Source organism: Coprococcus intestinihominis (assembly GCF_040096555.1).
Taxonomy (GTDB): Bacteria; Bacillota; Clostridia; order Lachnospirales; family Lachnospiraceae; genus Coprococcus_A; species Coprococcus_A intestinihominis.
Map to the genome: position 1 here is coordinate 1 of NZ_JBBMEK010000007.1, position 13,782 is coordinate 13,782.

Annotated in this window: 15 protein-coding genes; 6 read left to right on the forward strand and 9 right to left on the reverse strand. The window is 44.4% G+C overall.

From position 1 onward, the window contains the following. The 5 genes from WMO25_RS01120 to WMO25_RS01140 all read right to left on the reverse strand — a co-directional run. Window positions 1–1,189: [Fe-Fe] hydrogenase large subunit C-terminal domain-containing protein (locus WMO25_RS01120; protein WP_349083494.1), on the reverse strand; the 1,189-nt coding region annotated here is incomplete at its 3' end. A gap of 14 nt (window positions 1,190–1,203) precedes the next feature. Next, the gene (gene nuoF, locus WMO25_RS01125) at window positions 1,204–2,988 is read right to left on the reverse strand and encodes an NADH-quinone oxidoreductase subunit NuoF (RefSeq protein WP_349083496.1); all 1,785 of its coding nucleotides are present in this window, start codon (window positions 2,986–2,988) and stop codon (window positions 1,204–1,206) included. A 13-nt stretch (window positions 2,989–3,001) separates the two neighbouring features. Further along, on the reverse strand, window positions 3,002–3,376 hold the full coding sequence (locus tag WMO25_RS01130) for a (2Fe-2S) ferredoxin domain-containing protein (protein WP_117541110.1): 375 nt from the start codon (window positions 3,374–3,376) through the stop codon (window positions 3,002–3,004). 17 nt (window positions 3,377–3,393) lie between these two features. Continuing rightward, window positions 3,394–3,951: an ATP-binding protein gene (locus WMO25_RS01135; RefSeq protein WP_349083498.1), complete on the reverse strand. Its 558-nt coding sequence runs from the start codon at window positions 3,949–3,951 to the stop codon at window positions 3,394–3,396. 2 nt (window positions 3,952–3,953) lie between these two features. Further along, entirely contained in the window at window positions 3,954–4,448 is a 495-nt protein-coding gene (locus WMO25_RS01140) for an NADH-quinone oxidoreductase subunit NuoE family protein (protein WP_117526719.1), read from the reverse strand. 373 nt (window positions 4,449–4,821) lie between these two features. Between WMO25_RS01140 and WMO25_RS01145 the strand changes: the two genes are divergently transcribed. The 5 genes from WMO25_RS01145 to WMO25_RS01165 are packed head-to-tail and all read left to right on the forward strand — an operon-like array spanning window position 4,822 to window position 8,093. After that, a complete protein-coding gene (locus WMO25_RS01145) occupies window positions 4,822–5,169 on the forward strand; it encodes a DRTGG domain-containing protein (RefSeq protein WP_215689148.1) in 348 nt (115 codons plus the stop codon). A 1-nt stretch (window position 5,170) separates the two neighbouring features. Further along, the gene (locus WMO25_RS01150) at window positions 5,171–5,596 is read left to right on the forward strand and encodes an ATP-binding protein (protein WP_117541104.1); all 426 of its coding nucleotides are present in this window, start codon (window positions 5,171–5,173) and stop codon (window positions 5,594–5,596) included. A 26-nt stretch (window positions 5,597–5,622) separates the two neighbouring features. Then, the gene (locus WMO25_RS01155) at window positions 5,623–7,056 is read left to right on the forward strand and encodes a [Fe-Fe] hydrogenase large subunit C-terminal domain-containing protein (RefSeq protein WP_349083502.1); all 1,434 of its coding nucleotides are present in this window, start codon (window positions 5,623–5,625) and stop codon (window positions 7,054–7,056) included. Then, on the forward strand, window positions 7,046–7,381 hold the full coding sequence (locus WMO25_RS01160; protein WP_349083504.1) for a hypothetical protein: 336 nt from the start codon (window positions 7,046–7,048) through the stop codon (window positions 7,379–7,381). Before WMO25_RS01155 ends, WMO25_RS01160 begins: the two co-directional genes overlap by 11 nt. Next, a complete protein-coding gene (locus WMO25_RS01165) occupies window positions 7,374–8,093 on the forward strand; it encodes a PHP domain-containing protein (RefSeq protein WP_349083506.1) in 720 nt (239 codons plus the stop codon). Before WMO25_RS01160 ends, WMO25_RS01165 begins: the two co-directional genes overlap by 8 nt. A 209-nt stretch (window positions 8,094–8,302) precedes the next feature. Here the strand turns inward: WMO25_RS01165 and WMO25_RS01170 are convergent, their stop codons facing one another. The 4 genes from WMO25_RS01170 to WMO25_RS01185 all read right to left on the reverse strand — a co-directional run bounded on the left by WMO25_RS01170 (window position 8,303) and on the right by WMO25_RS01185 (window position 11,982). Next, complete coding sequence (locus WMO25_RS01170) at window positions 8,303–9,688, reverse strand: TIGR00366 family protein (RefSeq protein WP_349083509.1); 1,386 nt, start codon at window positions 9,686–9,688, stop codon at window positions 8,303–8,305. A 199-nt stretch (window positions 9,689–9,887) separates the two neighbouring features. Further along, entirely contained in the window at window positions 9,888–10,835 is a 948-nt protein-coding gene (locus tag WMO25_RS01175; RefSeq protein ID WP_349083511.1) for a 3-hydroxyacyl-CoA dehydrogenase family protein, read from the reverse strand. Between the two features lie 85 nt (window positions 10,836–10,920). Then, a complete protein-coding gene (locus WMO25_RS01180; protein ID WP_178439036.1) occupies window positions 10,921–11,109 on the reverse strand; it encodes an excinuclease ATPase subunit in 189 nt (62 codons plus the stop codon). 30 nt (window positions 11,110–11,139) lie between these two features. Continuing rightward, window positions 11,140–11,982 (reverse strand): beta-keto acid cleavage family enzyme, encoded by an 843-nt coding sequence (locus WMO25_RS01185; protein ID WP_015513449.1) that lies wholly within the window; start codon window positions 11,980–11,982, stop codon window positions 11,140–11,142. A gap of 285 nt (window positions 11,983–12,267) precedes the next feature. On the opposite strand from WMO25_RS01185, the gene WMO25_RS01190 reads away from it, so the two are divergent. Then, window positions 12,268–13,782, forward strand: a complete 1,515-nt coding sequence (locus WMO25_RS01190) for a sigma-54 interaction domain-containing protein (RefSeq protein WP_349083515.1) — start codon at window positions 12,268–12,270, stop codon at window positions 13,780–13,782.

Sequence of the window (13,782 nt, forward strand, 5' to 3'; positions counted from 1 at the left end):
ACATCAAGCCGACTTTCTTGATCATACGAGCCAGCTCACGTGTTGTGATTGCGATATCTACATCAGGAACACCAGCTGCATCTTCGTCATCTCTGCCGATTTCGAACTTCTTCGCTGTACATGGCATCACGCTGACGCTGACAATCTTCTTAGGATCAATGCCCATCTTCTCAGCAAAATAGGTCTTTAATGTTGCTCCGAACATCTGCTGTGGAGACTTGCAGCTTGAAAGGTTCTCTGTCATATCAGGGAAATAATGTTCACAGTATTTGATCCAGCCTGGTGAACAGGATGTGATCAGAGGCAGTTTGCCGCCATTTTGAACTCTGTCAAGGAATTCATGTGCTTCTTCCATGATGGTTAAGTCAGCTGCAAAATCTGTATCAAAAACTTTATCGAAACCAAGACGACGCAGTGCTGCAACCATCTTGCCTTCTACATCTGTACCCATCGGATAACCGAATTCTTCTCCAAGACCTGCACGTACACTTGGTGCTGTCTGAACAACAACATATTTATCAGGATCTGCAATTGCTGCAAAGATTTCGTCTGTGTTGTCTTTCTCATATAAAGCACCTGTCGGACAGACAGCAATGCACTGACCACAGGATACACAGCTTGTATCAGCCAGATCCATGTTGAATGCTGTACCGATATAACTCTTAAAACCACGCTCATTCGGACCGATGACGCCGATACCCTGAACCTTCTCACAGACAGCACTGCATCGACGGCAAAGGATACATTTGCTGTTATCACGAACCATATGTGCAGCGGATGTATCAATCATCGCCGGTGTCATCTCACCTGAGTAATAGTTTTCATCTTCAACACCCAGTTCCTTACATAACTGCTGCAACTCACAGTTTCCGCTTCTGACACAGCTTAAGCATTCTTTCTTGTGGTTGGAAAGAAGCAGTTCCAATGTCTTTTTACGTGATTCGATAACCTTCGGTGTGTTGGTCCAGACTTCCATACCCGGATTGATCGGATATACACAGGAAGCAACAAGGGATCTTGCACCTTTTACTTCTACAATACACATACGGCATGCGCCGATTTCATTGATTTCTTTTAAATAGCAAAGTGTAGGGATGTCAATATGTGCCAGTCTGGCAGCTTCCAAAATGGTAGAGCCTGCTGGTGCACTGACTTCAACACCATTGATTTTGATTGTAATATTTTCCATTGTCTGCTCCTCCATTACTCTTTGTAGATTGCGCCAAAGCGGCATTTTTCCATACAAGCACCGCACTTCAGACACTTAGACTGATCAATAACATGAGGCTCTTTGAGTTTGCCTGAAATTGCACCATTCGGACAATTTCTTGCACATAATGTACAGCCTTTACATTTATCTGCATCAATCTTGTAGGACAGCAGAGCCTTGCAAACGCCGGCAGGACATTTCTTGTCTACGATATGAGCAATATACTCATCTCTGAAATAACGAAGTGTGGACAGAACAGGGTTTGGTGCTGTCTGGCCCAGACCGCATAATGCATTATCTTTGATGTAGTAGCAGAGTTCTTCCATCTTGTCAAGATCTTCCAGAGTACCTTCACCCTTTGTAATCTTATCAAGCATCTCATACAGACGTTTTGTACCGACACGGCAAGGTGTACACTTACCGCAGGATTCATCTACAGTGAACTCCAGGAAGAACTTGGCAATATCTACCATACAAGTATCTTCATCCATAACGATCAGACCGCCGGAACCCATCATGGAACCGATGCTGATCAGGTTGTCGTAATCGATTGGAATATCCATATGTTCTGCAGGAATACAACCGCCGGAAGGTCCGCCTGTCTGAGCAGCCTTAAACTTCTTGCCGTTTGGAATACCGCCACCGATATCCTCGATGATGGTACGAAGTGTCGTACCCATAGGAACTTCTACAAGACCTGTATTGTTAATCTTACCATTGACAGCGAATACCTTTGTACCTTTGGACTTCTCTGTACCCATGGAAGCAAACCATTCAGCACCCTTCAGAATGATCTGCGGAATGTTCGCATATGTCTCAACATTGTTCAGGATAGTCGGGCTTGCGAAAAGACCTTTAACAGCCGGGAATGGCGGTCTTGGTCTTGGTTCGCCTCTGTTGCCTTCGATGGATGTCATAAGGGCTGTTTCCTCACCACAGACGAAAGCACCTGCACCAAGTCTGAGATCAATATCAAAATCAAATCCTGAATCGAAAATGTTCTTGCCTAACAGACCATATTCTCTTGCCTGTTTGATGGCAATATTCAGACGTTCAACAGCAATCGGGTACTCAGCACGGACATAGATATAACCCTGGGAAGCACCAATTGCATAACCTGCAATAGCCATTGCTTCCAGAACAACATGCGGGTCACCTTCCAGAACGGAACGATCCATGAATGCACCCGGGTCACCTTCATCGGCATTACAACAGACATATTTCTGAACGTTGCCTCTGTTGCCTGAAGCAAATTTCCATTTCATACCGGTCGGGAATCCGGCACCGCCACGGCCTCTTAAACCACTGGCAAGAATTGTCTCAATAACATCATCCGGGCTCATCTCGGTCAGTACACGGCCAAGGGCTTCATAACCGCCTGTACCAATGTATTCATCGATACTCTCAGGATTGATGATACCGCAGTTTCTAAGGGCAACTCTGTGCTGCAGACGATAGAAATCTGTATCTTTCAGGGCTTTGGCCTTGCCGCCGTCCTCTACATATAATAAACGTGTAACAACACGACCTTTTAACAGATGCTCACTGACGATCTCAGGAATATCTTCCGGTTTCACCATTGAGTAAAATGTTGCATCAGGATAAATAACCATAACAGGACCCTGTGCACATAAACCATGACATCCGGTCTTAACAATGGCTACTTCATTCTCTAAGCCGTTCTTCTTCAGTTCTTCCTGAAGAAGGCTGATCAACGTCTCACTTCCGGAGGATGTACATCCGGTGCCGCCGCAAACTAATACATGGGAACGATACATAGCTGTCTACCTCCTATAAATTTGTTGCGCTTAATGTATATTTACCAAGAACCTGACCACGGATCAGATGCTGTTCTACCACTTCATCAGCCTTCTCCGGTGTCATCTTAATATAAGTCACTTTCTCTTTGCCAGGTTCATAAACTTCTACAATCGGTTCATACTGACATAATCCAATACAACCTGTCTGTGTAACAATAACATTGTCCAGATGCTTAGCCTGAACATCTTCAGCTAACTTATTAAGCACTGGTCTTGCGCCGCTGGCAATACCACATGTTGCCATACCGACAACCACACGAATATGATGAGAATTATCATCCTCTCTCATATTGACCTCACCCTGCATTCTGTCACGAATGGCTTTCAATTCTGCAAGTGATTTCATGCTGTCTCCTCCTCATTCTATACAACTGCACCGCCGTCAACTTCATGACTGTTTTCGTTAAGAAATTGACGAATATACTCTGATACCTCAGGGTTATTCAGCGGCACACCCTCCAAAATATTCTTAAATTCTCTTGTATCCAGCGTAAAGGAACGCTGATTGAACGTATATGTATATAAAAAATCTATCTGTGTGTTGAATGTGATCAAGGTATAAATCGTTCCATTCATATCACCAAGGGGCATCCTGTCAATATGGGATAAACCGAATACCGCTGTGACCTTCGTCCCGACACCGGGCTCAGACTGAATAGAAAAACTGCCTCCCGTACTCTCGGCAGCCATTTTGAAAAACGGAACCCCCAGACCGATCTTGCGGGTTGTGCGGGTTGTAAAGAACGGATCCGTCACACGGGCTGTCTGTTCTGCTGTCATACCGCAACCATTATCTTCTATAATAATGGTCAACGTATCCGCCGCTTCATCCACATCCACTGAAATCTGTATCAGTGAAGCTTCCGCTCTCACGGAATTCTGGGCAATATCCAATACATTCAACGCAATCTCAGGCATCATGACTAGTTATACTTCTCCAATACACCATCAATATCGTCTACAGTCAATCGACCGTACACTTCACCATTCACCATCATAACCGGTGCAAGACCACAGGCGCCGACGCAACGACAGGCATCCAGTGAAAACTTACCATCCGGTGTACACTCACCGCCTGCAATATCAAGCTTCTCCATGAGCTTATTGTAAATATCTCCGGAACCCTTAACATAACATGCAGTACCAAGACAGACGGAAATCTCATACTTGCCCTTCGGATTCAGGTTGAACCATGAATAAAATGTGGCAACACCATAAATCTTCTCAAGAGGTACATTCAATTCATCAGAAATGATTTTCTGAACCTCAATCGGAAGGTACCCGTAAATCTCCTGCGCTTTCTGCATGATCGGCATCAGACATCCCTTCTCATCTCTGAGTTCCTGGATGACTTTCAGCAATTGTTCTTTCTGCTCTTCTGTACCATAGAAAGGTACTGTTTTCTTATTTGAAGCCAAAAGAATCCCTCCTTCTTTTTTCTCATAATATTACAGGTCGATTGTCCTGCTAAAAAACATGAATTTGCTTTCTTATGACAGCATATCACTATTTTTCATAATAATCAACCTATTTTTAGCGTATAGTTTAGTAAGTTTTTAACAACGTTTGTTAAATTTTTGTTTTTATACAAATACACGCCGTCATTCTTGCTAATTTAACCCACATATATTTTAGTACTTTTTGTTGAAATCGTACATCACCCATGCTATACTGTTTAAGAATAATATTATCCCTTCTCCGCAATACAACAGCCAGACAGTGTTTACACCTGTCGTCCGCTGTGCAAAGCAGTTGGAAGCCTGCACGGAGAAACAGACAGGAGGAATTTTCATGCTTGTAAGAGATCTCATCCCATTGCTGGATGCTGAACTGATTTACGGATCAGATGATATTGATATACGCGAAATCCATTCCGGATGCGGTTCAGATATGATGAGCGATGTTTTGGCCTTTGTAAAAGATCAGCCGGTGCTGCTGACAGGCCTGTGCAACCCGCAGGTTATCCGCACCGCTGAGATGATGGATATTATGTGTCTGGTTTTTGTACGAGGTAAGCGGCCGGATGAGAAGATGATCGAACTGGCCCGTGAGCGTGGCATCTGCCTGCTTGCCACACCGCATACGATGTTTACGGCGTGTGGCATACTCTACAAGGCCGGACTGGTCGGAGGTGCTTAAGGTGAACGATACGATAAAGTTAGAATATACGGTCTCTGGCGAAGATTTCACTCGCGCCGGTGAAGCCAGCAGTGACCTCAAGAATATGCTCAAGCAGCTGGGCGTTTCCCCTGATGTCGTCAGAAAGGTATCCATTGCCATGTACGAAGGTGAGATCAATATGGTGATCCATGCCAATGGCGGCATTATCACGGTTTATATCTCCCCCACAGAAGTCACCATGATCCTGAAGGATTCAGGCCCGGGTATACCTGATATTGACAAGGCCATGCAGGCCGGCTACTCGACAGCTCCTGACAATATCCGCTCCCTTGGATTCGGTGCCGGCATGGGATTGCCTAATATGAAGAAATACTCCGATGACATGAAGATAGAAACAGAACTGGGTGTCGGCACCACTGTAACTATGACTGTCCGAATCTGCTAATATGTAACTGAAAGGAAGGTGATAGAATGAACAAAAAATTCTTTCATTCTGTATACCTTGACGAAAGCCTCTGCAAAGGCTGTATCAATTGTATCAAACGCTGTCCGACCCAGGCCATCCGCGTCCGCAACGGCAAAGCCCGCATCACCAGCCAATTCTGTATTGACTGCGGTGAATGTGTCCGGACCTGCAGCCATCATGCAAAGAAAATACATATCGATTCTCTGGATATACTCAACAACTACGCATACACGGTTGCTCTTCCTGCACCTTCTCTGTATGCGCAGTTCAATAACCTGGATGATGTCAATATTCTGCTGACAGCCCTCATCTACCTTGGTTTTGATGATGTCTATGAAGTCGGTGCCGCAGCAGAACTTGTCTCGGAAGCCTCAAGGAAGTATGTAGATGAACACCAAGATCAATGGCCGTTTATCAGCACAGCCTGCCCATCTGTTGTTCGTCTGATCAGAGTCCGTTTTCCGAACCTCATTGACCATCTACTGCCGATTCTCCCTCCCATTGAAGTGGCAGCTACCCTTGCCAGAAAACGAGCTATGGCCAAGACGGGCCTGCCTGCTGACAAAATCGGCATTATTTTTATTTCACCATGTCCATCAAAGGTCACCTATGTCAAATCCCCGCTGGGAACAACCCGCAGTGAAGTAGACGGTGTTCTGGCCGTCAAAGATGTCTATACCCTTTTACTGCCACATATGAAGATTGCCGAACAGCATCCCATGGATCTGGCGATTTCCGGCAGAATCGGCATTGGCTGGGGCTGCAGCGGCGGTGAGGCCGGCGGCATGATCACAGACAGCTATCTGGCCGCCGATGGCATTGAGAATGTCATTCGTGTTCTGGAAGACCTGGAAGATGAGAAGTTTGCAAAACTGCAGTTTATTGAGCTCAATGCCTGTAGCGGTGGCTGTGTCGGCGGTGTTCTCAATGTAGAGAATCCTTATGTTGCCAAAGCCAAGATCAAGCGTCTGAACAAATATCTTCCGGTGGCCAGAACCCACAGCGAAGATATTCCCCAGAAAGTGGAGCTTGGATGGCATACAACGGTTGAATACGAACCGGTTTTCAGGATTGGGGATACCATGCTTGAGAGCATCACCAAGATGAAACAAATCGAAGAACTCTGCAATGAATTTCCGGGACTTGACTGTGGTTCCTGCGGTGCCCCGTCATGCCGTGCCCTGGCAGAAGATATCGTCCGGGGCAAAGCCGAGAAAAACGACTGTGTTTACATTCTCCGCAATCACATTCATCTGCTTTCCGAAACCTACTCACGCTTCTCACACGAAGCTATTGTAGACGGCGAAGACCCGAATGCATGCATCCATATTCTGATGCATTATATGGACAAACTGACAGAAGAGATCGCATTGCTTGACTCACACAATCTGATTAATTCAGATGCTGAATCCGAGGAGGAACAGGACCATGACCATTAAAGAATTAATTGACAGCGGCTTATTTAAGACAATCAATGTCGGAGATGACACAGACCGCAACATCTCCGGACTTTTCTGCTGTGACCTGCTGAGCATTGCCATGAGCAAGGCACCTGAAGACAGCGTATGGGTCACAGTCATGGGGAATATCAATACACTGGCTGTTGCTGCCCTGTGTGATGTTGGCTGCATTGTTCTCGCCGAGGGTATTTCTCTGGATGATGCTGCCAGGGCCAAGGCTGTCCAGCAGCATATCACCGTCCTCAACACGGATATGCCGATTTTTGACGCCGCACTGAAGGTTCACGAGCGCATCCATGCCTGATTTAAACTATGATCTTCATATCCATTCCTGCCTTTCCCCATGCGGGGATGATGATATGACACCGGCCAACATTGTGGGTATGGCCATGATCAAAGGCCTTGATCTCATCGCTGTGACAGACCACAATTCATGCAGGAATTGTCCCGCAGTCCTGACTATGGCAGAGGCTTACGGTCTAACCGCCCTTCCAGGAATGGAGCTGACCACTTCTGAGGAAGTACATGTGGTCTGCCTCTTTGCTGATTTAAAGGATGCTTTGGCCTTTGATGAATATGTCTACAGCCATCTAATGGCTGTTCCGAACAACGAGAAGATTTTCGGCAAACAACAGCTCTATAATGCCGATGATGAAGTCATCGGCACCATACCGAATCTGCTCATTAATGCCACAGATATTTCTTTTGATGATGTTTTTGATTTGACAAAAGATTACAACGGGATCATGATACCTGCCCATATTGACAAAACGGCCAACAGTCTGCTGGCCAACCTGGGCTTCATTCCGCCGGACAGCCAGTTTACCTGTGCCGAGATCAAAGATATGTCCAAGTATCATGAACTGAAAAAGCAGCATCCCTATCTGGAACGCTGCCATATCATCAGCGCTTCTGATGCCCATTATCTGGAGCACATCAATGAACCACATTATACCTTGTCTGTCAAAAGCCGAAATCCAAAGGATATCCTTTCAGCCTTGACAACAGCTGTATAGAAACGGGACTGACGCACGTAACCATGCATCAGTCCCGTTTTTATCTTATGACACCTATAGGATGACTGTCGTGTCATAACCACACTTCCACCGGATTTTTATAAAACAAAAGAGTGCATGAAAAACTATTTTTCACACACCCTTCTGCGATTATACATATAAAAGGATTTTTATGTTAGAAATTTTCTAAAGTTGTTTTTGTCCATTAATTAAATGAACATTGGAATGAAGTATAAGCCCAGGCATGTGATAACGATCCAGAATACGCACATGAAAGCCATGAAGCCCCATACATCTTTCAGTTTCATGCCTACTACAGACAGTGCAGGAATAACATACAGAGGCTGTAAGAGGTTTGTACACTCATCACCAAATACGAAACCATTCAAGCAGTTAACAAGGTTTGTACCAGGGATAGACTGAGCAGCCTGTACGATCAGAGGACCCTGAACAGTGAACTGACCACCCTGTGATGGAATGAACAGGTTAACAACTGCTGCTGACAGGAATGAGAATACTGGCATTGTCTGAGCTGTTGCTACAGAAACGATTGCGTTAACGATAACAGAACCAAGACCGCCTTCAACATACATCATACCCATGATCGCACCATAGAATGGGAACTGAAGGATAACATCTGTTGCCAGATGCATGCTGTCTGTGTGTGCTTCCATCCAAGAATGCGGCTGCGGGAACAGGAAACAGTTGATACCAACGAACATGAAGATAACCATGTTCATATTTAATGTTGCAAAGAAACCTTTTGTTGCAATTGAATAAATAATGTAGATAAAGATAGCGGCACCAACAATCCACATGATAGGTTTGCATGTGTTCATCTTTTCAGCCGGTGTTGTAGCTTTTTCACGGCTCTGGTAATCCTTTGGAGCTACATCTGCCTGTGTTGCAATGTTTCTTAACTCTACTAACTCGTCATCGCCCGGCTGTGTAAATAATACTAACACAATAAAGCAAACAGCGAGGATAACCCAAAGTACAACGTTAACCGGGTTGTAGCAAGTTTCAGCAACTGTCATTGTCTTACCTACGATTTCAGCATAGTTGCTGCCGTCTGTCGCAAGGTTTGAATACAGTGTTGCGGATGGTCCAAGGCACTGTCCAAGAATCATACAGCAATAACCGCCGGCAACCATCATTGGGAAATGAAGACCTTTGACACGTTTAGCAAGCTGCATGGCCAGGATAGGTGTAACGATTGTACAGAATGCCCAGTTCAGCATGGAGGATACATAACCAAAAGCCATTAACAGAATCAGGGCTGCTACACGTGTGTGTACAAGACCTGCAAGGCCATCAAGTAACTTGGAAACCTGTGGACTTCGTGCGCATGTTGCACAAACAACAACCATCAGGCCCATCTGGAATGCCAGTGTGAACTGGCTGCTTAAGCCATCCCACCAGGATGATAACAAATTAATAGGTGAAATGTGGCAAACTACCAGTGATAACACAGCTACCACCAGCGTTAAAACGACACAGAAAACAAATGAATCCGGAATAATTTTCTCAGCTGCAAAATTAAATTTCTTACTGATTTGCCAAAGCGGTGTTCCTTTTCTCTTCTTCTCGCTCATAATCTACTCCCTTTCTCTCTTTTAAAACCCTCTGTCTCCCCCAAAGAACTATGAGAAACACGCTCCGCGAGTTTCTCAAGTTATCGCGGCAGTCGCCAAATTCTCATGCAAGCACGGACTTTGGCTCGTTGCTCGCGTAAATTAATTTTTTAACTGTCCGAAGACAGTTAAAAACGTCTTCGAGCAGTTATTTTATTATTTATTTACCGTATAACATCTTGATCAGATATTCATTCAGACCACCGTTGATCTCAGCGATTTCATCTTCAGTGTAGGACATAAAACCTGTCTTCTTGCCGTCTTTTGTCTCGGCTCTGAAGCCCATCTTGCCTTCGTCGATCATTTCCTTCAGAAGTGGTGATGGTTCATGGCTGTCTTCAAGGTCTTTTAATACATAATCATGAATGTTATAAGTCAACTGAGTGCCTACCATATCAGAATTTACCAGCGGCGGTAAGTATGGCAGTCTTAAACCAAAGCTGTATTTGCAGGCATCATCAACGGTTTTAGCGTCTGCAATACCTCTTTCAACGATGGAAATCGCTTCACGCCATAATGCATGCTGCATTCTGTTGGCGATGAATCCAGGTACATCCTTCTTGCAAAGAACAGGTTTCTTGCCTGCTCTTGTCAGCATATCCATCACAGTTTCAACAACTTCATCTGTTGTCGCTTCTGTTCTGACAACTTCTACCAGTGGAATAAGGAAGCCAGGATTCCAGAAATGTGTACCTACAAGTCTTTCTTTATGTTTGCATTTTGCAGAAATTTCTGTAGGGCTCATAACGGATGTATTTGTACAGAAGATCGTATCTTCGGAAACAATGCCTTCCAGCTGTGCGAACAGATCCTGTTTCAGCTGCATATCTTCCAGTACACATTCTACCACAAGATCCGCGTTCTTAACGCCTCCGCTCTCAATATCCTGTGTGAAGCTGATCTTGCTGATTACTTTATCAACATCGGCTGGTGTCACGATTTCTTTTTCAACCAGCAGTTTCATGTTGTTTCTGATCTTTGCTTCAATATCTACAGGGAATTTATCATATACTGTGATTGTGACATCATCAAGTCCTGCTAAAACCTGTGCGATGGCGCTTCCCATCATACCGCCGCCGCAAATTAAAATCTTTTTAACTTCTTTCATGACGTTTCTCCTATTTTTCTATTGATACGGCTGTTCAAAATAATTCTGAAGTCCTTTCGTCATGTTCTGAACAGCCGACCGACATTTATTCAACTTCTAAATAATCTGCATCATCAGGCTGACGCGCACCGTCTTTCTCGTACACACCCATGACATCACATTTCGGACAATATCCGAATTTCTCACCGAAATCCGGAATCATGTCAACGGCATACTCAAACTTCAGGCCGCATTTCGGGCAATGATAATACATATACATTGGTCCCCAGGTCATTTCACACCTCCTGTGAAGTTCCCGACTCAATTATTTTGTTAAACCAAGGATTTCACGTGCTTCAGCCGGTGTAGCAACTTCGTTGCCGTATTCTCTGATCACACGGGCAGCTCTTTCAACGAACTGTGCATTGCTGTCAGCAAGAACACCCTTGGAGTACATAACATTATCTTCCATACCAACACGGATGTGGCCGCCTAAAGCAACTGCTGCGTACATAATTTCCATTGCGGAATGTCCAACACCGAATGTAGACCATGTAGAACCCGGACAAAGCTGATCCATTGTTTCCTTCATGAATACAAGGTTCTTAACGGAACCAGGAATACCGTTTGCGCAGCCCATGCAGAACTGGAAGTGTAATGGTGCTTTCAGAACACCTTTCTTCAGATAGTAAGCTGCATTTGCGATCATACCAGGATCGAAAGCTTCGATTTCAGGTTTAACATTCAATTCCTGGAACAGTTTACCGCATCTCTCAAGGAATGCAGGGCTGTTGATGAAGAGGCTGGCATTTAACCAGTTCATGGAACCACAGTCATAAGAAGCCATCTCAGGTTTCAGGATCTGAACATGTTCAAGACGTGTATCATCTGTTGCATAGATATCACCGGATGTTGTCAGGTTCAAGATGATATCGCAGTCCGGATATCTTTCATGGATCAGGTTCACTGTTTCGATAAATTTATTCTTGTCCATTGTACCGTTGCCGTTGTCATCTCTCATATGAAGATGCGCGATGGCTGCACCTGCTTTCCAGCAAGCATATACGTCATCAGCAATTTCTGATGGAGTCATTGGTACGTTAGGGTTATTCTCTTTCTTTGGCCATGCGCCTGTTACTGCTGCTGTGATAATAGTTTTCTTTGCCATTGTTAATCTCTCCTTTAAAATCTAAATTAATTATTAAATTTTTCTAATAATTCCTTACGCCAATATATAATAGCAATATCTGTGCCAACTTTATTTTCCGACTCATTTTTGTACTTTTATGTGTACATTTATGCGTTTTTTCCAGTTTTTTAATGGTTTTTAGGGGAACTATTTGACAAATACGACCAAAAAGTGTATACTTTTCAGCAAAAGAAAGTGATTATATTCACCATGCGGTGATTTTTATCACCATCGTTATATTTTTATCGATTTTAGGAGGATAACATGAGCCAACACGGTCGATTTGAACAGGATTACCTGCGTATGAAAGTACAGATAGACAAACTGAAAGCCTCTGGGCTATCCGAGGAACAGCGCACTATTTTTTCGAAACTGGACAAAATGACACAGCATTTCGAGCATCATCTTTTCACTGAATATATTGATTTTGAAGAGATTTGCGACAATCTGCCAGATGCCATTTATGTCGCAAGCCCGGACGGTACGACCATTTATGTCAATGATACCTACACCAAGCTCAGCGGTATCACGAAAGCGGAGGTTATTGGTGAAAATGTTCACCAGATCAATCGTGAGAAGAAACTTTACACCAATGGTATCCTTCCCACCATTCTGAAATATCAAAAAAGATCCGAGATTATCGGTGTGATGAAAAAGACGAATACCACGGTCCACATCAGCGGATTCCCGATTTTTAATGATAAGCACGAATTGAAATACGCAGTTGCCTGTGACCGTGATATCCAACAGCTAGAAACCGTCAAGGACCAGCTGATCCAATTAAAGAGCGCCATTGAGAAGAAAGAAAACGAGAACAGTTATCTGCGTACCCAGCAAATTCAGCAGTCCAAAGTGATTTTTAAAAGTGATCAAATGTATCAGGCTGTTTCTACTGCCCTGGCGGTTGCTCCGACAGATGCCACCGTCCTGATCACCGGTGAAAGCGGTACAGGCAAGGAAGTCATTACCAATCAGATCTATCAGGCCAGCAAACGTTTCGGTAAACCGTTTCTGAAGGTCAACTGTGCCGCCATTCCGGATACTCTGATGGAATCCGAACTGTTCGGTTATGAGCCCGGTGCCTTCACCGGAGCCAGCAAGTCCGGCAAAACCGGTATTTTTGAGCTGGCCAACGGCGGAACACTGATGCTGGACGAAATCGGCGAAATGTCAGTTCAGATGCAGACGAAGCTGCTCCGTGTCCTGCAGAACCACGAGATCACCAAAATCGGCGGTCACAAAGCCATCCCCGTAGATGTCCGCATTATTGCCGCCACAAATAAGAACTTACTTCAATGCATCGAGGAACATACATTTCGAGAAGACTTGTACTATCGATTAAACGTTGTACCAATTCAGCTTGTTCCTTTAAGAGAACGAAAATCAGATATAGAAGTGCTTTTTTATCACTTTTTTGAAAAATATACCAAAAAATACAACAAGCCCATCGAGATCTACAGTGATGCCCTGCATCTTCTGGAGAATTACAACTGGCCGGGCAATATCCGTGAATTAGAAAATGTCACAGAACGTCTTGTTGTTATCAACCAGAATAATATTATCGACAAGAAAACGGTAGCTCTGGTGCTTGGTATCCGGGACACAGATTCCTATGCCCATCCCGAAGATGAGTACAATCTGAAAGCTTCCACCATTGCACTCGAAAAGCACATTATAGAAAAAGCCCTAGCTACCTTCCATACAAAACGGAAGGCAGCCACGGCTCTCGGCATTGATCATTCAACACTGGTCAAGAAATGCCAACGATATGGTATTTAG